Origin of the sequence: Rhodococcus sp. USK10 (assembly GCF_019378875.1) — a bacterium.
Lineage (GTDB): Bacteria > Actinomycetota > Actinomycetes > Mycobacteriales > Mycobacteriaceae > Rhodococcus_F > Rhodococcus_F pseudokoreensis.
The window spans coordinates 88,657-113,492 of the sequence record NZ_CP076047.1 but is presented as its reverse complement, the minus strand read 5'-3'; the positions used below and the strand labels follow the sequence as shown (position 1 = coordinate 113,492).

At 63.3% G+C, this 24,836-nt stretch carries 21 protein-coding genes and 1 pseudogene; 13 read left to right on the top strand and 9 right to left on the bottom strand.

The annotated features are described in order from the left end of the window. The first annotated feature begins 386 nt into the window (after positions 1 to 386). The 6 genes from I1A62_RS01085 to I1A62_RS01060 all read left to right on the top strand — a co-directional run bounded on the left by I1A62_RS01085 (position 387) and on the right by I1A62_RS01060 (position 7,145). A complete protein-coding gene (locus I1A62_RS01085; RefSeq protein ID WP_219453535.1) occupies positions 387 to 986 on the top strand; it encodes a TetR/AcrR family transcriptional regulator in 600 nt (199 codons plus the stop codon). Positions 987 to 1,605: 619 nt separating this feature from the next. Beyond that, entirely contained in the window at positions 1,606 to 2,178 is a 573-nt protein-coding gene (locus I1A62_RS45605) for an IS110 family transposase (RefSeq protein ID WP_257890327.1), read from the top strand. Positions 2,179 to 2,655: 477 nt separating this feature from the next. Continuing rightward, positions 2,656 to 4,233: a DHA2 family efflux MFS transporter permease subunit gene (locus tag I1A62_RS01075; protein WP_219453534.1), complete on the top strand. Its 1,578-nt coding sequence runs from the start codon at positions 2,656 to 2,658 to the stop codon at positions 4,231 to 4,233. Next, entirely contained in the window at positions 4,230 to 5,126 is an 897-nt protein-coding gene (locus I1A62_RS01070) for an NAD(P)H-binding protein (protein WP_219453533.1), read from the top strand. Before I1A62_RS01075 ends, I1A62_RS01070 begins: the two co-directional genes overlap by 4 nt. A 209-nt stretch (positions 5,127 to 5,335) precedes the next feature. Continuing rightward, the gene (locus I1A62_RS01065; RefSeq protein WP_308340732.1) at positions 5,336 to 6,091 is read left to right on the top strand and encodes an alpha/beta hydrolase fold domain-containing protein; all 756 of its coding nucleotides are present in this window, start codon (positions 5,336 to 5,338) and stop codon (positions 6,089 to 6,091) included. A gap of 190 nt (positions 6,092 to 6,281) precedes the next feature. Further along, positions 6,282 to 7,145: an SDR family NAD(P)-dependent oxidoreductase gene (locus I1A62_RS01060; protein WP_219453531.1), complete on the top strand. Its 864-nt coding sequence runs from the start codon at positions 6,282 to 6,284 to the stop codon at positions 7,143 to 7,145. A gap of 551 nt (positions 7,146 to 7,696) precedes the next feature. On the opposite strand, the pseudogene I1A62_RS01055 reads toward I1A62_RS01060, so the two are convergent. From I1A62_RS01055 to I1A62_RS01015, 9 genes and pseudogenes are all read right to left on the bottom strand, one after another. Next, a pseudogene (locus tag I1A62_RS01055) lies at positions 7,697 to 7,819 on the bottom strand (molybdopterin dinucleotide binding domain-containing protein); the annotation flags it as partial. Between the two features lie 625 nt (positions 7,820 to 8,444). Continuing rightward, positions 8,445 to 9,590: a citrate synthase 2 gene (locus I1A62_RS01050; protein WP_257890326.1), complete on the bottom strand. Its 1,146-nt coding sequence runs from the start codon at positions 9,588 to 9,590 to the stop codon at positions 8,445 to 8,447. 465 nt (positions 9,591 to 10,055) lie between these two features. After that, positions 10,056 to 11,006 (bottom strand): 3-carboxyethylcatechol 2,3-dioxygenase, encoded by a 951-nt coding sequence (locus tag I1A62_RS01045; protein ID WP_219454985.1) that lies wholly within the window; start codon positions 11,004 to 11,006, stop codon positions 10,056 to 10,058. Between the two features lie 28 nt (positions 11,007 to 11,034). Continuing rightward, complete coding sequence (locus I1A62_RS01040; RefSeq protein ID WP_219453529.1) at positions 11,035 to 11,898, bottom strand: alpha/beta fold hydrolase; 864 nt, start codon at positions 11,896 to 11,898, stop codon at positions 11,035 to 11,037. Positions 11,899 to 11,943: 45 nt separating this feature from the next. Beyond that, on the bottom strand, positions 11,944 to 13,734 hold the full coding sequence (locus I1A62_RS01035) for a bifunctional 3-(3-hydroxy-phenyl)propionate/3-hydroxycinnamic acid hydroxylase (protein WP_219453528.1): 1,791 nt from the start codon (positions 13,732 to 13,734) through the stop codon (positions 11,944 to 11,946). A gap of 193 nt (positions 13,735 to 13,927) precedes the next feature. Further along, a complete protein-coding gene (locus I1A62_RS01030; protein WP_219453527.1) occupies positions 13,928 to 14,629 on the bottom strand; it encodes an IclR family transcriptional regulator in 702 nt (233 codons plus the stop codon). A gap of 108 nt (positions 14,630 to 14,737) precedes the next feature. Beyond that, positions 14,738 to 15,178, bottom strand: coding sequence for a hotdog fold thioesterase (locus I1A62_RS01025; protein ID WP_219453526.1), 441 nt, complete (start codon positions 15,176 to 15,178; stop codon positions 14,738 to 14,740). Between the two features lie 479 nt (positions 15,179 to 15,657). Next, a complete protein-coding gene (locus I1A62_RS01020) occupies positions 15,658 to 16,923 on the bottom strand; it encodes a D-arabinono-1,4-lactone oxidase (RefSeq protein WP_219453525.1) in 1,266 nt (421 codons plus the stop codon). Positions 16,924 to 17,128: 205 nt separating this feature from the next. Continuing rightward, positions 17,129 to 17,890, bottom strand: coding sequence for a FadR/GntR family transcriptional regulator (locus I1A62_RS01015; protein ID WP_257890325.1), 762 nt, complete (start codon positions 17,888 to 17,890; stop codon positions 17,129 to 17,131). Between the two features lie 111 nt (positions 17,891 to 18,001). On the opposite strand from I1A62_RS01015, the gene I1A62_RS01010 reads away from it, so the two are divergent. The 7 genes from I1A62_RS01010 to I1A62_RS00980 all read left to right on the top strand — a co-directional run bounded on the left by I1A62_RS01010 (position 18,002) and on the right by I1A62_RS00980 (position 24,715). Then, positions 18,002 to 19,252, top strand: coding sequence for an amidohydrolase family protein (locus I1A62_RS01010; RefSeq protein ID WP_219453524.1), 1,251 nt, complete (start codon positions 18,002 to 18,004; stop codon positions 19,250 to 19,252). Then, positions 19,252 to 19,626, top strand: coding sequence for a Rieske (2Fe-2S) protein (locus tag I1A62_RS01005; protein ID WP_219453523.1), 375 nt, complete (start codon positions 19,252 to 19,254; stop codon positions 19,624 to 19,626). Before I1A62_RS01010 ends, I1A62_RS01005 begins: the two co-directional genes overlap by 1 nt. Further along, positions 19,623 to 20,750, top strand: a complete 1,128-nt coding sequence (locus I1A62_RS01000) for an amidohydrolase family protein (RefSeq protein ID WP_257890324.1) — start codon at positions 19,623 to 19,625, stop codon at positions 20,748 to 20,750. The genes I1A62_RS01005 and I1A62_RS01000 overlap by 4 nt, the downstream gene beginning before the upstream one ends. Next, positions 20,747 to 21,730 (top strand): PDR/VanB family oxidoreductase, encoded by a 984-nt coding sequence (locus I1A62_RS00995; RefSeq protein ID WP_219453522.1) that lies wholly within the window; start codon positions 20,747 to 20,749, stop codon positions 21,728 to 21,730. Before I1A62_RS01000 ends, I1A62_RS00995 begins: the two co-directional genes overlap by 4 nt. A gap of 213 nt (positions 21,731 to 21,943) precedes the next feature. Continuing rightward, positions 21,944 to 23,452 (top strand): MFS transporter, encoded by a 1,509-nt coding sequence (locus I1A62_RS00990; RefSeq protein ID WP_219453521.1) that lies wholly within the window; start codon positions 21,944 to 21,946, stop codon positions 23,450 to 23,452. Further along, positions 23,449 to 24,237: an HpcH/HpaI aldolase/citrate lyase family protein gene (locus I1A62_RS00985; protein WP_219453520.1), complete on the top strand. Its 789-nt coding sequence runs from the start codon at positions 23,449 to 23,451 to the stop codon at positions 24,235 to 24,237. Before I1A62_RS00990 ends, I1A62_RS00985 begins: the two co-directional genes overlap by 4 nt. Position 24,238: 1 nt before the next feature. Continuing rightward, a complete protein-coding gene (locus I1A62_RS00980) occupies positions 24,239 to 24,715 on the top strand; it encodes a nuclear transport factor 2 family protein (protein ID WP_219453519.1) in 477 nt (158 codons plus the stop codon). The last annotated feature ends 121 nt before the right edge of the window (positions 24,716 to 24,836 follow it).

Sequence of the window (24,836 nt, the reverse complement as noted above, 5' to 3'; positions counted from 1 at the left end):
TTGAGAATCATGTTGTGTCGGACTCGACGCCGATGCTCGGTGCATCGAACGGATGCGTAGGAGAGCGGTGTTGCCGGTTTGGATAACGCTAGGGTTCGATCTAGAAGGCCTACTCCCGACGGATATTCGCGTGCCTATTTTTTTGCGAGAGTGACTGCATCGATCTACCACGGCGAAGTCCTGTCTGCTATTCGACGCACAGCAAGCTGCACAACTTCATGTAGAAGAGTACCGAAGGGTCTGTTCGTGAAGATCGAGATCGCTAATAGGAGCAAGTCCAGTGCTCGGTTTTCTAAACTGCGAAGAGCGGAGGTATCTTTTCCGCTGAGAGGGCCGCTTTCAGCGGTTGCGGGTTGGCTGGATTGGCGAAGCGGGAGGTGAGCACGGTGAAGTCTACTGACGGAGTGCAGTATCGTCGCCCCCGCGCCGATTCGGAGCGGAACCGTTCAGAGATCCTCAGCCAGGCAGAGAAGCATTTCACCGATCACGGAGTGAACGCGTCCCTGGAAACAGTGGCGCGTAGCGCCGGAGTGGGCTCGGCGACGCTCTACCGCCACTTCCCGACGAGAGATGCCCTGCTCGCCGAACTCTTGCAGCGCCGAAATGTCCGGATTGATGAAGAGCGCGCGCGTATCAAGACTGTTGCCGATAGCGGCGTGGCGCTCGAGCAGTGGCTGGATGCGTTGGAGAGTTACTTCACCGCCTTCGACGGACTTCCGGAGCCGCTGCGCAACGCATTCGTGGAGGAGCACAACCCTCTCGCACTGACGTGCGAAGGCTTCGTCGACTACACCGAGGAGTTTCTCTCTGCCGCCCAGCGCGACGGCAAGGCATCGCCCACTGCGCGAGGCCGCGATCTTTTCCTCGCCGCACTGGCAGTGAGCTGGGTCCGGGACGCCGCTCTTTCAGACCATTCATCCCCTCGGCGACTTCGCGGGCTGATCGCGAACGGCTACACCAGAGTCTCCGCAGCCGAACGGAGTTGAGGCCGGAGCGCCGGACGGGCAGCGCTCCTATGACACCCCGGCCTCCGCCCGAGCCCGTAATGAGAATCTGAGACTCAGTGGGGCCGGCCATACGGCAGACTCGCCACCGGTAGCGGCGGACAGATGACCACTCGTGCCCCCGGACATCGAGTCCTGAAAGAGACCGTGCCCCTGCCCGTCCGCCGGAAGAACGGAATCGCTGACAGGTATCGTGCCACCGGAGCACTGCTTCATCAGCTTGCTGATGGTTTCCGGCACGCTGCCAGGCGTAGTGGCGGTGAACAGCGAGGACGGGTGGCGAGGCTGATGTTTGTCGGAGACTACTGGTCGGACGAGCATCACGATATCGAACGGATGGATGCCGCCCGGCACATACTGAGCAAATCCTGCTGTCGGAAGGAGCGGCCGAGATCGCGCGGTTGCGTGGCTGATCGGGGACCAACTCGGTGAGGAAGCCGACGAGTCCGAGGTTGCGATCGGAATCGACACCGACTTCAGCGCTGGTGGCCGCCGGTTACACAGTGTTCGCAGTGAATCCCTGGCAGGCAGCCCGTTTCGAGTTCTTCGGCGGGTCTCGGGCGCCGAGAGCGACATCGCCGACGCCCACGTGCTGGCCGACATGGTGCGCACCGACTCGCACCAGCTGCGGCCGGTAGCCGGTGACAGTCCCGGGGCCGAAGCGATCAAGGTCGTTGCCCGGGCGCACATGACCTCGGTTTGGGAATGCACCCGCCACACCCATCGGTTGCGGCATGCACTGCGTGAGCATTTCCCGGCCGCGGGAGGCGTTCGACGACCTCGACGGAAGCCGATGCCCTCGAGTGCTTGGCACGGCCCCGATCCCGTCTCGGCGGCGCGACTGACACGCGGCCAGATCACTGCCGCGCTGCGCAAGGCCCGCCACCGCGACCTCGAGGCCAAGGACGATCGGATCCAAGGCGCGTTGCGCGGTGAGCACCTCGGTCGGGCGGCGGAGGTCACCGCCGCGTATGCGGCGGCTGCCACTCATTTCGCCGTGGCCGTGCTGACCACGCTGAAGACTGATCACGGCGTTGCAGGAGCAGGTCGATGCGCATTGTGGCGGGCACCGAAGATGCTGAGATCATCTTGCCTCAGCCGGGGGTGGAATCGTTGCTCGGTCCTCGGGTGCTCGGCGGGTTCGGGACGACCGCGGCCGCTACGTCACCGCTAAACTAAGGCGCTCAAGACTGTGCCGGTACCAGTCCGGTCACTCTGACTTCCGGTAAGAAGAAGGTCGTTGTGGGCCGGTTCGGCCTTGGGTGATCGGCTCGTCGATGCGTTGAACTCACAGGCGTTCTCGGCGTTGCAGACTTCCCCGTTGCCGCGCCTATTAAGGCAAATTGCGCGACCGCAGTCTTGATCACGGTTCGGTTCTGCGGCGGCTGGCCACCCGGCTCGTCGGCATCCTCCACGGATGCTCACCACCCGCACCGCTTCGACGAAACGACCTCCTGGTCTTATCACGCCCCGAAGGCCGCCGCTGGACTCCCGAGCCCTGGGAGGCCTTTTCGCTGACAGCAAAAGTTCATTCAGACGCTGAACTTGCAAAATGGGGGCATCCCCCGTTTATATTAGTGGGGGCACCCCCCGTTTACGTTGCACGCAGTTGATTCGACGGGTGCCCGTTCTCCAGAAAGCGAGCACTCGCATGACTTCACGCGCCGCCTCCCCTCTTCCCGACTCGGGAACGACGGCCGAAACCCCACGTACCCCTGCTGGGGGTACGACGATAAGCCCGGCATCCGCCAGCAACAAGAAGCTCGCCCGCGCAGAGAAACTCGTTCTCGGCATCCTGATGGCCTCAGCGTTCATCGTGCTTACCAACGAGATGCTGCTCGGCGTAGCTATCCCGACCCTCATCAACGATCTCGAGCTGAACGCGTCAACGGCCCAGTGGCTCACCACGGGCTACCTGCTTGTAATGGCGATTCTGATCCCGACCACAGGGTTCATCATGCGCGCGTTCCACCTGCGAACGATCTACTTGACCTCGATGACACTGTTCATCTTAGGAACGGCGCTCGGCGCAGCAGCTTCCGGATTCGGGCTGTTGTTAGCCGGCAGGATTGTCCAAGCCGCCGGAAGCGCGATCTTCCTTCCTTTGCTGATGTCGACAACGATGCGGCTGGTGCCCGTCGAGCGCCGCGGCAGGTTCATGGCGATGGTTGTCGTCGTCACTGCCGTCGGTCCGGCTCTCGCCCCCGGCATCTCGGGCCTGGTCCTGTCCCAGCTGGGATGGCGCTGGTTGTTCCTGGGCATGCTTCCCCTTGCCCTGCTGGGACTTGCGCTCGGGGCCGTGAAGCTGAAGAACAGCACTACTCGTGAGCCCGGCAAGGTCGATCTTCTCTCCATCCTGCTGTCCGTCATCGGGTTCGGAACACTCGTCTACGGACTCGCAACCATGGGCGAATCGATCACCGGGCACACGAGCACGCCGCCCTTGATGCCGATCCTCGTAGGTGTTGCGGGAATCGCCGCATTCGTTTTCCGCCAGTCGGCGCTACAGCGCAACGGGGAGCCGCTGCTGGACCTCCGCATCTTCCGAGCTGGAGGTTTCGTCATCCCGCTGACCGCGATGCTCGGTCTGACCCTGACCGGCTTCGGAGCCGGGGTCATCTACCCGCTCGTGTTGAGTAGCATCCGCGGACTCGAACCGCTCGACATCGGACTGCTCCTTATTCCAGGAGGCATCACCGTGGCGATCGTCTCGGCCATCGGGGGACAGGTCTACGACCGTGTCGGGCCCCGGCCGCTGGTCATCTCCGGCGCCATCACGGTGGCAATTTCGTTCGCACTGATGACGCGGGTGACCTCCGACACGCCGACCACCTACATCGTCTCCGCCAACATCATCATGTTCGTCGGACAGGCCCTGATGTGGACCCCGCTGACGACGGCTGCGCTGTCTGCCCTCTCCCCGGCTCTGTACCCGTATGGCAGTGCCGCGTTCGGAAGCACGCAGCAGCTCGGCGGCGGCGCCGGAATAGCCGTTCTGATTTCCGCGTACACCTTGGGATCGAACTCCGGCGCCACGAGCGCACTGACTCTCCAACAATCCGTGTCTGCAGCGCAGGCTGCGTTCACCGCCGGGCTCGTCATCGCGTGCCTCAACATCCTCGTGACGCTCTCCGTCCGCCGTCCCTCATCCCCACGAACCCGACCACGACCGAGAACGTCACCTGACGGCTTCATCTCTCACCCATCCTCTCGAAAGGACTGCTCATGACGATCCTCGTCAGCGGCGCAAGCGGCCACCTCGGCCGACTCATCCTGAATAGCCTCATCGCACGTGGCGTCCCCACCCCGGAGCTCGTGGCCGGTGCTCGCTCGCCGCAAAGGCTAGATGATCTGCGGACGCGCGGCATCCGGACCGTGGCATTCGACTACGACGACCCCACCACGCTTCGCGCGGGACTCGAAGGAATCGATCGATTCGTCCTCGTGTCGGTCTCCCAACCCGACACACCTGTCACGCAGCACGATGCAGTCATCGCAGCTGCCGCCGCCGCCGACCTGCAGGCCCTCGCCTACACGAGCGTTTACCGCGCGAGCGAAAGCGCTCTTCCGTTGGCTCCCATCCACGCGGCCGCGGAGCGGGCGATCGCCGCGACGAGCATTCCCGCGGTGATCCTGCGGAACAACTCCTACACCGAGCTCTACCTCGGACCCCTCATGCAAGCACGGCAGACCGGCGTCATCGCGGCTGCCGCCGGAAACGGGCGCATCGCCGGCGCGACACGGCTCGACCTCGCCGACGCTGCCGCCGCCGCGATCCTCGACGACTCCTACCTCGGACAGGTTCTGGAGCTCTCGGGTGACACCGCGTTCTCCTACGCCGACATCGCCGCTGCGGCAACCGAAATCTTCGGCCGCCCCGTCACTTACCGCGCCCTGACGGTGGAACAGCTTCGCGAAGGACTGACCGCCGCGGGACTCGATGCCCACACCGTGGGAGTCCTCACGCGGCTCGACGCAGCGATAGCCGCGGGTGACCTCGACTCGACCGACCGCACCCTGGGCCGGATGATCGGCCGCCCCACGACGACCCTTCACGACGTCCTGCGCGCTGGTTCTGACTCGCCTGCAGGATCCGCGACGAATACGAAGGACATCCCATGACTCACCACACCGCACGACCGCCCGTCGATGCCGCTCTAAAGGAACCTCTCTCGGCCCTCGCCGAGCAACTGCCAGCATCGATGACCCCAGAGATGATACCGATGATGCGCCGGGGTGGTCCGACGGACGTCACCCCTGAGACGATCGCCGAGCACGGTCTTGTACAGAGAGATGTCACGATCGAGGGATTCGAAGGAGCTCCTATCATCGTGAGCATCATCGCCCGGGCGACTCACGCAGCCCACGGCGCCGGAATCTTTCACGTGCACGCAGGGGGGATGGTGGCCGGGACTCGCATGACCGGGCTGGCCGCACTGCTCCCCTGGATCGTCAAACACGACGCCGTCCTGGTGACCGTCGAGTACAGGCTCGCGCCCGAATTCCCCGACCCGTATCCGGTTGAGGACAGCTACGCCGCACTCGTTTGGATGGCCGAGCACGCCGCCGACCTCGGCATCGACCAAGACCGAATCTTGATCGTCGGCGCCAGCGCGGGTGCCGGGGTCGCCGCAGGCACCGCGCTACTGGCGCGCGACCGAAGCGGCCCGCGACTGACGGGTCAGCTCCTGATCGGCCCGATGATCGACGACCGCGACCGCACGGTCTCGACCACGCAGTACGAGGGCATGCCGCCGTGGGACCGGAACAGCAACCGCATGGGCTGGACCGCCCTACTCGGCGACCGCCGCGGCACCGACGATGTCTCCATCTACGCGGCTCCCTCCCGTGCCGTGGACCTCAGCGGGCTTCCTCCCGCTTTCATCGACTGCGGATCCGCCGAGGTCTTCCGAGATGAAGACGTCGCATACGCCAGCGCCCTCTGGGCAGCGGGAGTCCAGGCGGAACTCCACGTGTGGGCGGGCGGAATCCACGGTTTCGACTTCGTGACGCCCCATGCCGCCATTTCGCGCGCAGCGCGTGCGGCACGTGACGGATGGGTGGCTCGCCACCTCAGCAGCCGATAAACCCTCACCATATTCACGGAGAAACTCGCTTCGCTCGACGCGGCGGGCGATCTGGATTCATCCGTTCGCACCCTGAACAAGATAGATCGGCCACCCGACGACATCGCGGACAGACGCACTGCGCGCCGTCCTCTGACCTCGAGCGGCGTGCAGGCCTGGGCCCGAAATCCCAAAGTTGGAAGGAACTTTCATGGAAGACACGAAGGACTTGGTGGCGGTGATCACGGGCGCCAGTCGGGGGCTCGGCAAGGGCATCGCGCTCGAACTCGGCCAGCGCGGCGCGACCGTCTATATCGTCGGCCGGACCACCGTGAGCGGTAGCCAGGTGTCGGCAGGCGGCAGACCGGTGCCCGGCTCGATCCACGAGACGGCGGCTGAAGTCACCGCTGTCGGCGGACACGGCATCGCCGTTGCATGCGATCTCTCCAAGGACGACGATATTCGCGCTCTCTTCGAGCGAGTGAGGGAGGAAAGTGGCTACCTGAATATTTTGGTCAACAATGCTGCGTCGTTGCACGACGAGATGGGCAAGCGTCCTTTCTGGGAAGCTCCGGCCAATTTTGCCGACATCATCAACGTGGGGCTGCGCTGCCACCATGTCGCGACCTATTACGCAGCGCCTCTGCTGATCGAGAGCGGTCGGGGCCTGATCGTGAACATCTCCTTCTACGGCAACGCGAAGATCCATGATCCGGCCTACTATGCGGCGAAAGCCGGGCTGGACCAACTGGCGGCGTCCTATGCGGATGAATTCACGCCGTTGAACATCGCCGCCGTTTCGCTGTGGCCCGGCTTCGTCAGAACCGAGCGTGGCGAAGAGGTCCTTGGCGACTCCAAAGAGGTCTTCGAAGGCATGGGGATGGAAAGCCCGCGGTATGGTGGGCGCGTCCTCAACGCTGTCTGGGACGATCCGGACATGATGACGCTGACGGGCAAGACGCTGATCGCTGCTGAGTTGGGCGAGCGATACGGTGTGTCGGACCTTCCCGGCTTCGATCCGAAATCACTGCGTGAGGTCTACGGATCGCCGCATCCCCGGCTCGATCTCGATTGAAATGATCGATCGCGCGCACAAACTCTTCCGCCAAGCTTCTGCGCGCGATCGCGTAGCGGCGTTATGGCCGCCCGTCGCGACTTTGCCGAATGATCAGACCGTAGGGCAGGTCAGATACGGTCACGCAGCCTGGGAGAAATCGGTAGCCGAATTCTTCGGTCCCCGCGGCGGGCGTCGAGCAGTGCGTTCGCACGATATGCATGGTCGAGTTCGGCGTCGGTGACTGAGCCGACGAACCACCGGTAATACGGTTTTTGCTGAGTGGTTGGTGTGGGCGCTATCGGTGGTTGGTGATGGTGTGGAGGGTCTGGGATGCCTATTCGTCGGCTTGAACATCGAGGTCGCTCTATACGGAATCTGCGTTCTGCGAAACGAGGGGAGGGTCGAAGATTGTGATGTCGGGAGGAGGGCATTGCGGTCTCGATCTCGACCTGTAATCGAGATCCGGCGCATCCCTGTGCGAGGCTGGATGTTCCGACGTCGGCGGTCAACACATTGACATTGCCTGCGGCGCAGAGTGGGTACTCCGATTCGGGATCAACTGCGTCGAACTAGGCGCCAGTCGCCATCTGGACCACGCCCGCTGCGCTGCGGTCGGTGATTGTCGTGCCGGCGATCAACGCACCTCGGTTGTTGTACACGCGAACCAGGTCGCGGTCGATGATTTCCACGGATGCGAGCGTCCGCCGGGTTCATCAGAATCGGTTCTCTCCCTTTAACCTTCGATTCCCGCTGGCGTCACCCATCGCCAGTTGACTGTGAAGTCGGGCGCGGGGTTGTGTTACCAACAGGCATAGGGGATACTTGCGGCCTCGCTCCGAGTGTGGCCACTTGTGTGGTTCGTTCCATGTCGGGTGTCCGGGGCAGTCGGGGAGAGCGTAGCCTGCGATCGTGCTGGAGTAGAGTTCAATTCGCCCGCTCGGCGTTCGAAGTCGGTTGCGCTGCGATGAGCACCGCGGAGATCAAAGCGCGGATCGAGGCAATATTTGTCGACGACCGCAATTGGTCCACCACACGGGTCCGCGCTGACACACTCAGGGGGACAGGATGAATGTGCTGCTTCTGCTGGGTTTGCTGATCACCGCCTTCGCTACCGCATCTGGCGATGCACACCGTCGAGCAGTCCCGCTCTCGCCACTGACTGGCGCGTCACTGAGCCCTGCGACCGTGTGCACCGACCAAAACGGTTGGGGCTGCCCACGCCGGCCGGTGCCGTGGGGACGGAAATCGCGCTGGACACGGGCCGGGCCGGGTCAGGATCACGGACACCGTCGAGGCACTCCCCAAGATGTTGAATGATCAGTTCGTGCGGGTGATCTGGTCCCAGCCCTCGACGGACTCGGGGGTGCGGGGTGCCGGCCCGGTGTAGATGGCGGCGGGGCGGACGAGTTTGCCGAGGCGTTTCTGCTCGAGGATGTGGGCGCACCAGCCGGCGGTGCGGCCGCAGGTGAACATCGCGGGCATCATGTGCGCGGGGACCTCGGCGAAGTCGAGGATGACCGCGGCCCAGAATTCGACGTTGGTTTCGATGGCCCGGTCGGGGCGGCGTTCGCGCAGTTCGGCGAGGGCGGCCTGCTCAAGGGCGGCGGCCGCCTCGTAGCGGGGTGCGTTCAGGCGTTTGGCGGTGGCGCGGAGCACCCGGGCGCGGGGGTCTTCGGCGCGGTAGACGCGGTGCCCGAAGCCCATCAGCTTTTCCTTGCGGTCGAGGATTCCCTTGACCAGGGCGCGGGCGTCGCCGGACTTTTCGGTGTCCTCGATCATCGGCAGGACGCGGGCGGGGGCGCCGCCGTGCAGTGGGCCGGACATGGCGCCGATGGCCCCGGACAGGGAGGCGGCGACGTCGGCGCCGGTGGAGGCGATGACGCGGGCGGTGAAGGTGGAGGCGTTCATGCCGTGTTCGGCGGCGGAGACCCAGTAGGCGTCGATGGCGGCGACGTGGGCGGGGTCGGGGTCGCCCTTCCAGCGGACCATGAACCGTTCGGTGACGGTTTTCGCTTCGTCGATCCGTTTCTGCGGGACGGCGGGCTGGTAGATGCCGCGGGCGGATTGGGCGACGTAGGACAGGGCCATGACGGAGGCGCGGGCGAGTTGTTCGCGGGCGGTGTCGTCGTCGATGTCGAGGAGGGGCTGGTATCCCCAGATGGGGGCGAGCATGGCGAGGCCGGCCTGGACGTCGACGCGGACGTCGCCGGTGTGCACGGGGAGGGGGAACGGTTCGGCCGGGGGCAGTCCGGGGCCGAAGCGGCCGTCGACGAGCAGGGCCCACACGTTGCCGAACGTGACGTGCTTGGAGACGAGTTCCTCGATGTCGACGCCGCGGTAGCGTAGGGCGCCGCCGTCCTTGTCGGGTTCGGCGATGTCGCTGGTGAACGCGACCACACCTTCCAGACCGGCCACGAAATCGTCCAGTTCTTCCGCTCTGGCGGTGATCTCCGCGGTAATCATGTCCTCGTATTCCTCGAATGTTGTAGTGGCGGGGGTTGTTCGGCGGACGGTCAGAAGAAGAAGTGGAAACACGGCGTCGCGCGTCCGCCACCACCGAGGGTGCCGGTTTCGCCGCTGCATCGTTTCAGCTTGAGATCACGGTGTCGTCGGCTACATCCCCGACTTCGGGGTGTCGAACTCCCGATCCTAAGTGCGTCTTCCCTTTCCGCTGCACCAGGCGATACGGTTCCTGGGAAGATTCGTCCACACAGTGAACGACTCTGCAACGGGCTTGCTCCCACTTAAGGGGTTTCCGGATGCATTTACAAGCGTATCCAGCGCAATGCTCGCGGTTCGGACTCCGCAGATCAGACCGTTCACTGAGCGAACGCATCTTGTCACGGAGGTGTGGCATTGGTCAGCGAGCGCGGCTGCGCGAGGGTGACGGACGTGTCGGGTCGCTCTGATGGTGGAGGGGTGCGTGGGTCATGACGCTCCTCGGAGTGTGGCAGTCGTGATTGCGAACCCGGCGATGTATTCCTTGATCGGTTTGTAGAACTCGTAGCCGACCTCGTACTCGCCGCAGGCCCGTAATGCGGAGTAGGCGGCGACCCAGGTCCGAACCTCGTGGGAGGAGTGCCCTGCGACGGCGTCCATCTCGTCCGCGGTGTAGGCGTCGAACTTCTCGACCCGACCTGACCTGCAGACGTCCAAGAAGGCTCGATCCCAGTCGGGGTTGAGCTCCATAATGTCGGCCTCGCCGGCGGCGAACTTGATTGCGGTATCGACGACCCTGGCCTGGCGGGCGGCTCGCGCCTGCGGGGTCGGGTTGCGCCCGTCGGTCAGCATCCGGCGTTGAGCCTCGTTCGCGGTGGCGATCTGCGGTACCGGCGGGTCATGGGAGAGTCCGCCGGAACCGAGGAAGAGAACCTTCTTGTCGGAGTTCTTGAAATATTCGCCGATGGCTTGGCCGAATCGGCGTACACGGGCGACTTTAACGAACGGACGAGCGACCGAGTTCACGAACACGGGAACAATCGGTTTCGCGGCTACATCGCCGCCATAGAGGATTTCCATCGGCTGTACGGCCCCATGGTCGACTGTCATCTTCCGAGAGATCGCGACGTCGACGTCCCGATCGATCACGTATTCGGCCAATTTCTCGGCAATGTCGGTCGGCACGGCGAGTTCGCCGGAGAACGAGTCGTAGTCGCCGCTCCCCGTCGCGTTCAGACCGATGCAGAACGGCGGCATCAGGTCGTAGAAGAAGCCGTTGTAGTGATCGGGGCCGAAGTTGACGACCAGGTCCGGATCGAAGTCGTGCACGAATGCGCGGGCCTGTTCTAACGCGGCGTCGACGCTCGCCTTCACTTCCGCGGGCGGATGGGCGAGGTGCAGAAGCGGGCTGTGAGACATGCACACCAGGGCGTGAGCCATGACGACTATCCCTTTCCTCGATGGGGTTTCAGCGCGTGACGCCGTGGGAAGTGAGGTACTGCGTGATGACGGTGTTGAAGTCCTCGGCGCGCTCAACCTGGGACCAGTGGCCGCACTGGCTGAAAATGTGTGAGTCGGCGTGTGGAACCACATTGAGCAATTCCCATGTCCGGGAGACAGGGATTACTACATCCTGCACACCGTGGATCAACAAGACGGGGATCTCGAGCCGGCCCAGCACCTCGAAGTCCAAAGGCAGTTCATGACGGTCGCGATCGCGGGCGGCCACCACGTCGGCGAGGCGGTCCGAGGCGGTGTCGTTGAGGGCGGACTGGTAGCGCAGGGCCACCAGTTCATCGGTGACGAGCGACTTATCCACGACGAACAGTTCGAGGGTCTTCCGGATCCCGTCCTCTGTGAGGTTCGGGTTCGAGTGTCCGGCCAGGGCACCCGTCAGCTTCGCGCCGCCGGTGCCCATGGACACGATCCCCAGGAGTCGTTCGGGGAAGTCGATGGCGAACTGGAAGGCAAGCCAGCCGCCGAGAGAGTTCCCGACGATCCACGTCTTCTCGATGCCGAGAGCATCGAGCACCCGCACCGCGTGCCGGACCCATTCCTTGATGCCGTACGCGGTGCCTTCGGCGACCACGCTCTGGCCGTAGCCGATGGAATCGATGGCGATACAGCGGCCATGCTCGCTGATGGCGGGTAGGTTCAGCCACCAGTTTGCAGCCGCCGTGACGCCGGTTCCGGAGCCGTGCAAGAACAGGATGGGCGTGCCCTGCCCGAGTTCGTGGTAGTGGGTGAGCTCTCCCGGGGCGGTCTCGATCCACTTGTCTTCGAGACCGAAGAAGGGGTGGGTGGTGTACTCGGGGGTTTCGATGGTTGTCATTGATAGCTCTCTCGGATGTCGTGGCGGGGTCGACGGTCGGGACCTCTAGATGGACACCCGGGTGCGTGTGACCCCCAGCGAAGGGATGCTGTCGGCCGGTTGGCCGGTGAAGGCCATGGCGCGCAGTATCGCATCGAGGGTGGTCGGGGCATGCTGGGTGAGGCATGCGCCGGCGACGAAGCGATCGGGCCGAAGGAACACCAGCGGAGTCGGTCGGTCGTCGAACCACTTCTTCACTCGTCCGGTGTGATCGCCGAGAACCAGCACGTCGGGGTCCATGTACTGCTCTGCCCATGCGCGTTGGGTTTCCGGGACCACGGCGACCAGGCGGGCGCCGAGGGCGTCCAGCTTGTCGAGTGACGATTGCGGCAGTACATCTTTGGGGCTGTTGCCCCAGACGATGACGGACCACCAGTTCCCGATGGCGTCGTCGAGCAGCACGTTCGACGCGAGGCGGGTGTGCACACGGGGTTGCGGGAACTGGACACCGACCGGGGAGACCTTGCTGTTCGCGGTCAACACAGGAATGAGCTTGCTGGTGAGGCCGGCTGTCGCCGTCCCTGATGCCTGGGTTGTGGGGTCGACGAGCACGCCCTGGGTATATCGAGGCATGGGTTTGAAGCGCATGTCCGCGAAGTAACGCTTGACCTGAGGTAAGAGGTTGAGGACGGAGGACGCGGCATCCCGAGCCGTGGCGGCGATCGGGTTGGTGACCTTGATGAACTTCCCGAAGGTCAGAGACAGATCCACCATCGCCTTCGCGTGATCTTTGCGTTCGGTGGTGTAGGTGTCGAGCAACTCGTCATCAGTCTGGCCGGCGAGAACCGCGGCCAGCTTCCATCCGAGGTTCGTCGCATCTCGCATTCCGGAGTTCCAACCCTGCCCCATCCACACCGGCATCAGATGCGCGGCATCGCCGGCGATCAACTGGCGGCCCTTGCGGAAGTTGGATGCCACCCGGCCGTGATGGGTGAAGACCCGGGCCCGGATGAAGTCGAGGTCGGATGGGTTCGGGACGTGGTTGGCGAGGAGTTCGTTGACGTAAGCGGGGTCGGTGACCTGATCTTCGGTCTCCCCGTCGTGAAGCATGAATTCCCAGCGGCGCACCGCATGAGGCAGCCCGATGGAGACGTACGGACGCTTGGGATCGGCGCCGAGGAAGACGTTCGGCGTGCCGAGGGGATCGTTGTTCACATCGACTACCAGCCAGCGTGTGGAGGGGGATTCGCCTTCGAAGCTCACCCCGAGACGCTTACGGGTCGGGGACTTGCCTCCCTCGCATCCGACGAGGTACCGGCCGCGGAAGCGGCGCTCCTCGACCTCGCCGTCCGGGCCGGCGACCAGAGCGATTGCGGTGACCGACTCGCCGTCCTCGATCACGTCCTCGACACGATGCCCGAAGTGCACCTGGACGTGGTCGAATCGCGCGAGTCCCTCGTAGAGCGCTTTGTCGACTTCGGGCTGGATGAACCCGTGCTTGCGCTCCCATCCGAACTCGTCGGTCTGCGGGTTGTTGACCAGGATGACCTTCCCGGCGCCGTTGACCAACCGCATGATGTGCTGCGGATTGGTGTGTGGGCGAACAGTATCCACCAGACCCACGGTCTGGATGGTGCGGAAGGACTCGTCGTCGAGACCCACACCGCGGGGGTAGTCGATCAATTGGTCCATCGCCTCGAGCACCGTCACCGTTCGGCCGTACATGCCGAGAATGTTCGCAAGCATCAGACCCGCCGGACCTGCTCCCACAATGAGAACTTCACTGTCCTCGACGCCACCCTCGGGATCACGAGGCACGTTCCGCGAGCCGTCTCCCGTGCACGCGTCAGTGTTCATATAGCGCCTCTTCCCAGTCGTTAATTGCATGATCGTCACCTATATGTGAACACGCGCACACCCATCCTTGTCAAGGGGCTGGCGGTATCGGAGCACCGGAACATCGAATAGACCCGTACCGTGATCGAACTGCGGTACGGGTCGGTGGAGTCCTTAGCGCCTGGTGAGCGCGTTTTCTGCCGAGATCGACGGTTTACATGGAGTAGCTGCTCAAGTCAGCCGCGACTTTCAGGACCGCATCAGGTGCGCTCTCGATCAGGTCTTTCGACGCGCTGATCAGGGTTAGACATGCGGCGGGTTCACCCGCGGCTCGATTGAGAGGGACGCCGAGACCCCAGAATCCGGGCTCGACCTCGCCGAACGTGATGACGTAGCCGCGGCGCCGACCCTCGGTGACGCGCGGGCTCTCGGCAGGTTGCTCAGGCAGGGCGGCAAGCAGTGCGTATCCGGCCGCGCCGCAGTCGAGGGGATGACGTCCACCCTGTCTGAAGGACAACCGAACATTGGTGCCGGTGGGTTCGACAACGGCGACGGCAACGGCATCGTCAGCCTCGGCCACAAAGAGTGCGACACTGGCGCCGAGCTGGTTCGCTAGCCGGCGCATGGCGGGTGTTGCCTGCTCCCTCAGGCCTGCGTAGACCTCGCGGGCAAGGGCGGCAAGGCCGCCGGCGACGCGATAGCGGCCGTCGGGGCCGCGGTTGATCAGGCGGAACTCGGCGACCGTAGCCAGCAGTCGGGTGGCGATGCTGCGGTGTACTCCGAGTTCGTCCGCTACGTCCTGGATCGTCATTCCGTTCGCGGAATCCGCCACCAACTCGAGCGCGCGAAGGCCCCGCGCGAGGGTCTGCGTGCCTGCTGCGCGAGCGCCGGTGGGATTGCTGTCGGGGGAAGCCACGAACTCACTGTAAGGGCAACCTCGGGCGGTGTTGCGCTGCCAACCCTCCTTCCAACATAAGCGCGACGACTCCGTGGACGGCTTCGACCGTCCACGGAGTCGCCGGTCTCAGGCGGGGCGAAGGATCTGGTCGCCGGTCCGGAGGGTATTGCCTCGGAACACGGCAACCAGGTTCCCGTCTTCCCGACGTACCGCCACGTCGTAGATGCCCGCTTTGCCCGATTGGTGGGCTACCCGGCACTCCGCCAAGAGATTGTCACCGGTGCGGGCAGCGGCAGGGTACGAAATGCTAGCCGTGGTAGTAACATTCGCAAGGTTCGTCGCGCTGGCCGCGTACGCCAGTGCGGTGTCGGCAAGCAGGAAAATGATGCCGCCATGACAGATTCCGAGGCTGTTGGACATGTCCTCGCGTACCGTCATCGCCATCACGGCGAAACCTTCATCCACCTCACGGCACTCGATCCCGTGCGATCGTGCGCAATGATCGCCAGCCATGAGCGCCTGCGCAACATCGGCGGGAAGCGGCGTGGTTGCGATATCAACACTCATACGGCGCCTTCCTAAGTTGTCAGCTCGATCGGTACGTTGCTGTCGCTCTTTGCGCAGAACCCGAATTCGAGGTGTGTGCACGATCGACGCGGCCTGAAGCGTCGGTCGACCCCCATGGCAGCCATACATAGCGGTGTCCGGTTCGAACGTGAGGCCGAACCGGACACGTCCGGGCACATGGTCGAAGCTCGCCAGTCCGGGGACAGCACAAAAACCCGGCCCTGAGGCGGGACCGGCGCGGCCGATCTGGTGCGGGACAACCGGCCGACTCGAGCCGACCCCGGCGAACCGCCGAGGTGTCACCGGGTCGGAGCCGGGTGCTGATCATCGATCAGCTACATACGGGGTGCCATGAATTTCCCGAAATCCAGCGCCCGGATGCCCCTCGGACCACTCACCCCGGTACTTCGACGCGCGCTCCCGCGCACGGGTCGGCCGGCTCTCGAGCCTGCGGCATGCGCGATGTCAATGTGCTCCGATCAGCCCACGAGCGGTCGGGTGTGGTCGTTGAGGAAGATGCCGTCCGGGTCAATTTCCCGACGTACTCGAACGAAGTCGCCGTGGCGCGGGTATACGGCCTCGAGGTACTCACGGGTCATGAGATGCAACTTTCCCCAGTGGGCACGCGCCTCGAACTGCTTGAGTGTGCGGTCGACATCGCGCAGGTAGGGCCAATACTCGACACCCGGGTGGCCAGCGACCGAGACCGTCACGGTGTCTCGTTCGTAGAAGGGGGACATCCACGCCTCATCGCCTTTGACGAACCTGATGAACATCGGGTGGACTTGGTTGGAGTGCTCGCCCCGCATGAGGTCCTGCACCTGGCGAATCGCATCATGAGCCTTGTCGACCGGAATCATGTACTCGAGCTCGAAGAACGGATTGGTGTTGTTCTCCGCGGACAGGACGAAGTAGGACGGGCCGCGCCGTGCACCGACTTCTCGACACCACTCGGACTCCGGGATCGGATCGATCGGATTGAACTGCATGTACATCGCAGTGTTGGCAAGTGACTTCCCCTCAGGGGTGGGGAGGTTGTACTCGCGCGCCGCAGTGTCACTCTGCAACCACATCACCGCATGGTTGCGGTTTGATGCCATCTCCGAGTCCCAGGATCGTTGCGCCTCGTCCCAGTCGACGAAGACCAGTCGCTCCTCGAGGAAGAACCTGGGTACGACCTTCAACTCGATTTCGAGGAAGACGCCCATCACGCCGAGGCTGGTCTGGGCCGCGTGCAACCGGTCGGGATCGTCCTCCCCGATTTCGACCACTTCGCCTCGGCCGTCGACCAGGCGAACCCAGGTAACCATCGACGACATACCCTGCAGCCCTTGGCCGGTCCCGTGCGTAGAGGTGGCCAGTGCACCACCGATGGTCTGGTTCCAGATGATGCCCTGATTGAGCAGCGCAAATCCATGATCCCACAGGTCGGCGACGAATTGCCGGATTGTCGTGCCTGCCCGGACCCGCACTCGTCCCCGCGCCGGGTCAACCGCAGTGATGCCGGTCAGATTGAGAAGGTCGAGCAACATTCCACCGGTTGCAACCAGAGGAGAGAAGGACAAACTGCTGCCGCAGACTCGGGCGGAAAGCCCCATCTTCCGGGCTTGCTTGACTGCGTCGACGACATCTTCCTCGGTATGTGCCTGCACCGTGATCGCAGGTGTCGATTGGATGTTTCCAGCCCAATTCGACCACATCTGATAGTCCTCGGTTGACGTCTTTTGCGGCACGTTTAACGACATCTCGTCACTCCTCGTTGACTGACCGTGAAGGCGCGGTTCAGGAATGCTGACCCTTCGGATGCCCTTACGTTCCGGACACCCAGGGAGCGGTTTTCACTGTACAAACCCGCCGACGGCTAAACAGTACCCTGTTGTGAAGTGGCTCACGATGGGGCTCCTGATGAACCTCACCTCGCGGGTGCAGTGACTTCCGGACACCGGCCGGTTAGTGATTCGAGTCTTCGTCAGGGGGAGATTCGGCTTTCCTGTCGATTTCTACGTAGAAGGCCTTGGTCCAGGCCAGGGTCTCCTCGTATTCCGCCAATGCGCGCGGGAGGTCTCGTGCGATGAGCGCGTCGACGACGCGCTTGTGCCGCTCGTGCACCCCTCGTCGAACATCGCGAAGATCGGGCTGGGGAGTCCGCTTGAAGTACTCCACCCTTACAAGCGACTCGACGACACGGGCACACAACTCCAAAGTCGGGTTACCGGTGAGCGATCCGAGCAATGTGTGAAAGCCGCGAATGTCCTCTGGTGATTTGGGAACCGGTGCATTCGAGTCGATCTCGGCCTTCTCCGTCTCGAGGTGGGCACGCAGCCGGCGCGCGTTCTCGTTGTTCATCCTGTCGACTATCAAGGGAATGAGCGAAAGCTCAATAGTGTGACGCGCCTCCAGTAGTTGTTCCGGAAGGACGCGCCGGAAGGTCAGGTAGCGGACCGCGCTCTGAACGATGCCGGCGTCGCCCGGTGCCGTGACCCAGAGGCCTCCGCCGCGTCCGCGCCGCATCTGCACTACGCCTTGCTGTTCGAGGATGCAGATAGCTTCTCGAAGACCGCCCCGGCTTACCGAGTACTGCTCCATCAGATCGCCTTCAGTGCCGAGGTACATGCCCACAGGCCAACCCTCCGCGACGATGCTCCGGGCGATCTTGTCGGCGATCGAGACGCCGACCTTTCCGCCCAAATACGCGGTGGTCTGGTCTGACACGTTGGCCTCCTAAACAGGGTGATGTTTATCACTCACTGTGACGTTAAGCTCGGAGGAGCCAACATGCAAGGGCCATTAATCGTGACCCTTATTCTCGGATAGAGAGTAGAGATGACGGAGCCCAAAACCAGTCAACTGCACCTCGGGCAACCGAAGCGTGTGACGACCATCGACACAGATACACACCCGGACACGGCGATCGAGATGATGATCGACGACATCCCAGAGCCATGGCGGACGCGGTACTACAAGAACCGCGCGAACGACATCGAGAACACCCGGTTGTTCTATGCTCCGCCGACCGCGGCCCGGATGGACGCGCTCGTCACCGGCAAGCGTCCCGGCGAAGACAAGCAACTGTACGCGGAGCAGGTCCTCCAGGAGTCCAGCACAGACTACGCCTTCCTGATCCCCCTCTCCCGCAGCAAATGGTGGGACCCGGAGTGGGAGTCCGCGCGATGCACGGCCACGAACAGCTATATCGCCGGTGACTGGCTCGGCACTGCCAACAACGCCCACGGCCGGTACCGCGCCGGTATCCGGGTCTCACCCGGCGACCCCGAGCGTGCCATCGCCGAGATCAACAAGTGGGTCGGTCACCCATACTTCTCGCAGGTGCAGTTCGCCCCGGAAACCCTCGTCCACCCCGTCGGGCATCCGCTCTACCGCCCAGTGCTGCGGGAAGCGGCGCGACACGGCCTTCCGGTAGCAATGCACATCACTCGTGAGAGCTCGATGCAGTCGATGACACCGGTAGGCTACAACGCCTATCACATCGAAGTCATGGGATCCTGGTCGCACTACTTCGTGAACCATCTCGCGAGTCTGATCTTCGACGGCGTCTTCGCAGAGTTGCCGGATCTGAAGGTCGTCTTCGTCGAGGGTGGATTCACCTGGGCAGCGCCCGCTATCTGGCGGTTCGACAAGTACTGGAAGGCGCTCGGCGCGGAGATCCCCGAGGTGAAGCGGCGGCCGAGCGAGTACGTTCAAGATCAGCTGCGCATCACCACGCAGCCGCTGGAGGAGCCGAAAGACCCCAGGGATCTCATTCGGCTCATCGAAGCAGCGAATCTGCAGAACGTTCTGATGTTCTCCAGCGACTACCCGCACTGGGACTACGACGATCCACGTCATGTGGCCATGCGCATGCCGGCCGAATGGCGCGACCTCGTGATGTACAAGAACGCGCAGGAGCTGTACGGCCTCCCCGAGACGAGACCGATCGACGAACTCGATCTGAGCGCCGATCCGATGACTCGATACCGGCATCAGCAGATGAAGGACCGGCTCGACAACGGAGGTCGCCTCGTCTCTGCCGTGACGAAGGCTCGGTCTGAGCATGACTTTGTGGGAGCGGACTGATGAAGACGGAAAAGAAGCAGACCCGCACCGTGGTTGCCCGGGTCGAGGAAATGCCGCCGGGATCGATGTGCATCGTCCCGGTGGGCAAGTTCGGCGTCGGCGTGTACAACATCAACGGCGAGTTCTCCGCGATCGTGAACTACTGCCCGCATCGAGGCGGGCCCATGTGCGTCGGTCAGCTGACCGGTGAGACGAAGGCCGGAGAGAAGCCGTACTCGCTCGAATACTCTAGGGAAGACGAGTTCATCAAATGCCCTTGGCATGGATGGGAATTCGAGATCGCGTCAGGAAAAGCCGTCGCGGCACCGGTTCGCGTGCGCACCTATGAGGTCGTGGTCGAGGATGGCCACGTCGTTCTTCTTGGAGCAGGATGATGACTGAGAACCAACCCGCAATCGACAGCTGCATCACGCCGTTCTGGCGCACCGAGCTCGAGCCCCACCAGTGGATGCCCGAGCCGTGGGCCTCGAAGCGGCACCTGCCCGGGATCTTGCGCCAGATGTATTCGGCGCCGACCGGCATCCCTCCGTACGGGGAGTACCTCGAAGCGGCCCGTCCGGAGGACGATCCGGGCGCGCTTCCAGGCTCGGACATCGGGAAAGTCTTGTCCAAGATGGACTCTGACGGTTCTCGGCTCGGAGTTCTGACTCCGCTCACTCGCGGTCCGCAGCCAGACCTCGACATGTCCAGCGTCCTGTGCGGAGCCACGAACGACTGGCTTGCGCGCACTTGGCTCGATGCACCGGAATCCAATGACCGGTTCCTCGGCACGATCCGCGTCAACCCTGCTGACCCGGACGCCGCGGTTGCCGAGATCGAACGATGGGCGGACCATCCCGGAATGGTCCAGGTAGGAGTTCCGCTCGACGCCTGGCGGCCATACGGCCAGCGCAACTACTTCCGCATCTGGGAAACCGCCAGTCGCTACGAGTTGCCGGTCGTCGTCCATGCAGACGGCGGTGCAGCGGCCAACTACAAGCCCACAATGTCCGGATACCCACGCAAGCACATCGACTTCGCCTCACAGGAGTCGATCAGCGCCATGTACCACGTGTCCAGCTTCATTCTCGAGGGAGTCTTCGAGCGCCTTCCAAATCTGCGGGTGTACTTCGCAGACGGCTGCCACGATTTCCTCATCCCGTTCATCTGGCGCATGGACGCTGACTGGGCGATCTCGCGTCACGAGGTGCCTTGGCTGACAAAGGAGACCGAAGGATACATCGACCGTCTCCGCTTCCGCACGAACCATCTGGAAGGACCAGAGGAGCCCAGTGCTGAGTGGCACGCGCTCAGTCGATCCGCTGATCTACTCATGTTCGGAAGCAACTTCCCGCATTGGACGACCACCAGCACGGCTGACGTGACATCGGGACTCTCCGACGACGATCGCCGCCGGATTCTCTGGGACAACGCAGCTGACCTCTACCTGCCGCGGCTGCGCAAGGTCGGGCGTGACGGTCTCCTCACCGACGCGACCGCAGCGGAGAGCGCGCCATGACCATCGAGAATGACCGAACACTTGCGGCCCCAACCGGGGAGCTGACCTTGACCCTAGTCGTAGACAGCTGCACAGCAGCGGCCGACGACGTGGTGGAACTCGTGTTGGCGGCACCGGACGGAGATAGGCTTCCAAGTTGGGATCCGGGGTCGCATCTGGACGTGCTGCTCGAGTCAGGGTTGGTTCGCCAGTACTCCCTCTCGGGGAGTCCTGCCACCCCTGACTGCTACCGGTTGGGCATTCTGCGGGATTCGAACAGCCGCGGAGGTTCCGCCGAGGTTCACGACACCCTTCGCAAAGGGTCCACGGTGACCATCCGCGGCCCACGCAACAACTTCCCGCTCGTGCCCGCGCCACGCTATGTCTTCATTGCCGGCGGGATCGGCATCACACCCATCCTGCCCATGCTGGAAGCTGCCACCATATCCGGGGCCGAGTGGGCCCTACACTATGGAGGCCGCTCCTCCTCGTCGATGGCGTTCGTCGACGAACTCTCGGCGTATGGCGACCGAGTGACCATCTACCCGCAAGACACTGACGGTCCGATTCCCCTGGACGAAATCCTCGGTTCGCTTGATGGGGCGCTCGTGTACTGCTGCGGGCCCGAAGGACTCTTGGCGGCGGTCGAGAGCGTCTCCGAACTGAAAGGTCACCCACGTGCCTCGCTGCACGTGGAGCGCTTCGTACCGAAGGAGATCGAGGCGGGGCCGGCGGCGGGGTTCGAGGTGGAACTGGCTCGTAGCGGCTGCACACTCCATGTACCGGAGGATAAGTCGATCGTCGAGGTCGCGCGTGAGATCGATGTGCTGGTTTTCACGTCGTGTGAAGAGGGGATGTGTGGTTCCTGCGAGACCCGCGTCCTCGAAGGCGAACCCGAGCATCTCGACTCGTACAAGTCGCCGGAGGAGCACGAGGCCGAAGGCACCATGGCGATCTGTGTATCCCGGGCGATGTCGGCCAAGCTCGTCCTGGACCTCTGACTGAGGCTGGACGCGCACAACACATGTTTCAGCAGAGAACCGATTGCTGACTCTGCTCCGACGGATAAGACCGTCGGAGCAGAGTCAGGCCCCATTTCACTATCCTGCCTTCCTCCATCGGAGCACGCCGGAGCGATATCACCGCGCCGGATCACTCGACCTCGTCGCTGTCCGATTCCCGATTCAGCAGGGCACGAACGCAAGGAACATTCGATGGCACTTCGATCCAGTTCAAGAAGCTGGCAGACGGTCAGCGCACCACTGCTCATCGCGATCTTGGTCCTCGCAGAGACCAACCATGCTTTCGAGCAGAACATGGTCCAGATCGCACTTCCGCACCTCTATTCTGACTTCGGTGATCCCTTCATCGTGGGATGGTCGATCACCGGCTATGCGCTCGTCGCAGCGGCTACGGCTGCCACAGCCGGCCGCCTCGGCGATGTGCTCGGTCGCAAACAGGTCCTCGTGGCCTCTCTGCTCCTGGGCACCGTCGGGTCCTTCATCGTCGTGATCTCGCCGACTCTGCCGGGGCTAATAGCCGGACGCGCTGTGCAGGGCGTCACGGGCGCCATTCTCGGACTCGCCTTCGGTATCGCACGAGAAAGGCTAGGGGAGAGGAGAATCGGTATGGCGCTCAGCCTACTCGCGGGGACCGCGCTCATCGGTGGTCCCATGGGTACTTTCGTTGCGGGGGCATTGGTTGACAGCCTCGGCTGGCACAGCATGTTCTACTTCAGCGGGGCGCTCGCACTCATCTCCGCAGCGATCACAGCCTGGCTTCTTCCGTCCTCGGAACGACGTGGCACGCTGCGTGATGTTGACTTCCTCGGCGGAACGCTGTTCGCGGTCGCCGTGACGCTCGTCCTCCTGGGATTCACCTTGATGCGTCGCCCGGGACTGTCGTCGATCGTCCTCCTGAGTTTCGTTGGTGGCATCACAGTCGCGGCGGTGTGGATTGTGTACACGCTCCGGCACAAGACACCGACCATTGACCTACGAACCTTCCGCGACGGTCGCGTGGCAGTGGCCCACCTCGCGATGTTCGTAGTGTCTATGGGCGTCCTTGCATCCTTCCTGGTGTTCTCGGTCGCACTGCAGTCACCGGTTGACGTCGGAATTGGAATGGGGCTTTCCGCGGCGGCCACTGCTGCAGTGATGGGAATCGCGAGCCTGGTCGGCGGTGCAATTCTCAGCCCGCTGTCAGGCACCCTCGCACAGCGATTCGGTGCCGGCGTTCCATTGACTGTGGGAAGCGCAATAATCTGCATCGCCTCGGCATCGCTATACTTCGGCGGCCAGGTCCCCACGCTGCTCGTCGCAGGATGCTCGGCGACCATCCTAGGAGTCGCGTTTCTCTACGCGGCAATACCGATTCTGCTCATGTCGGGCGTCCCCGAAGCACGCACCAGCGAGGCTGGAAACCTGAACCAGGTGATGAAATCGGTCGGACTGGCGATCGGGCCGCTCGTCTTTTCAGCGGTCCTCGCGTCACAGACCGTGCAGTTGGGTGGTAAGCCCTTCACGGCACCCACCGCGTACGCCAGCGCATTCCTGATCGCAGGCGTAGCGGGACTGACCCTGTTCGTTTTGTCGCTGGCCGCCCTCTATTTCGAGCGCTCGGCCAAGAACGGCGGGAAGGCACAACCCGACCGTGAGAACCTGCGGAATGATCGCGACCGGATAGACGTAGAGATCCCGCAGCAAGCGGGTAACCGCTCATGAACGGACAGCCACCGGCAGAGCGCGACCTGCGCGTCCGGATCGAAGCAGGTGCTGTTCTCGGCGTGTGGGTTTCAAGGCCCACCGACAGCATCCTCGAACTCATGGACGGATCCGACGCCGACTATCTCGGTATCGACTGCCAGCACGGTTACGCGAGTGAGGCGGATCTGCCGCGGCTCCTCGTACGGGCTTCCACGACACCGCGTCTCGTTCGTGTGGCGGACAGCCGGCACAGCAGTATCGGCCGTGCACTCGATGCGGGAGCCGACGGCATCATCGTGCCGATGGTCGACACCGTCCGCCAGGCGGAAGCCATCGTGCGGGCGGTTCGATACCCGCCCCGCGGTATCCGAAGTTATGGACCGATCGCTCCGTACCTGAGTCGCGACCACACGGCTTTGGAAAGCGCCCCGCTGGTGCTTGCCATGATCGAGACTGCCGAAGGCCTCGACAATCTGGAAGAAATCCTGGCTGTCGACGGGATCGACGGCGTTTACGTCGGGCCAGCTGATCTGGGAATCACACTGGGCGATGGTCCCGCACAGTTTCCACCCATATCAGTTGTTCGAGAAACCATGAAGCGCGTCGCAGCTTCTGCCGCGGAGGCCGGCAAGTTTGCCGGTGTGCACGCCGGCCTCGGCTCCTTCGCGCGGGACTACCTCTCTATGGGATACCGCATGATTACCCTGGGAAACGAACAGTCCGTGGTCGTGCAGGGGATGGCGGCGGAACTCCGCACGGCGGGACGCGAAGCAGCCGTGACCAGCGCGAAGGCAGGCTACTGACATGCAGTCGTCGACAGATGCCGACGACAAGGACATCGGAGCAGTCGGCGACGTGGTCCATCGATTCGTCACCTATTGGGAGACGCTCGACTGGCAGGCTCTCGCGGAATTGTGGGATCACGCAGGCGACGTGACCTACATGGCCCCCGAAATCGACGACATTCTGGTTGGGTGGGAGACGATTGCCTCTCATCTCGCCCGCACTCGGTCCAGACTCGTCAACGCGACGATCGAGATGCCGCGCAGTCGATTCCGTCTGATCACCGGGGACGTGGCCGTCGCGATCTTCATCGTTCGTTGGCGCATGCAGAGTGTGGAGTCCGACGTGGTCCGCGAGACCGCAGCACGTGTGACGGCGGTACTGCGACGGCGCGGAAGTCATTGGCGGATCGTGCACTACATGGAAGAGTCCTACTTCCTGCCGGAGCGTGCTGAAGCGTCCCACTTCCTGGAAGACCTTGAGTCGCCATTCCGCTGATCAAGAAACTTGTCGGTCATGACGTCACGGCGGGAATCGAATACGAGACAGCGCGGGTACTTCTCAGTGCAGGAACGATTCGATGGCTGCCGATCACGGTTCCGCCTCCGCCAAAGTCTGA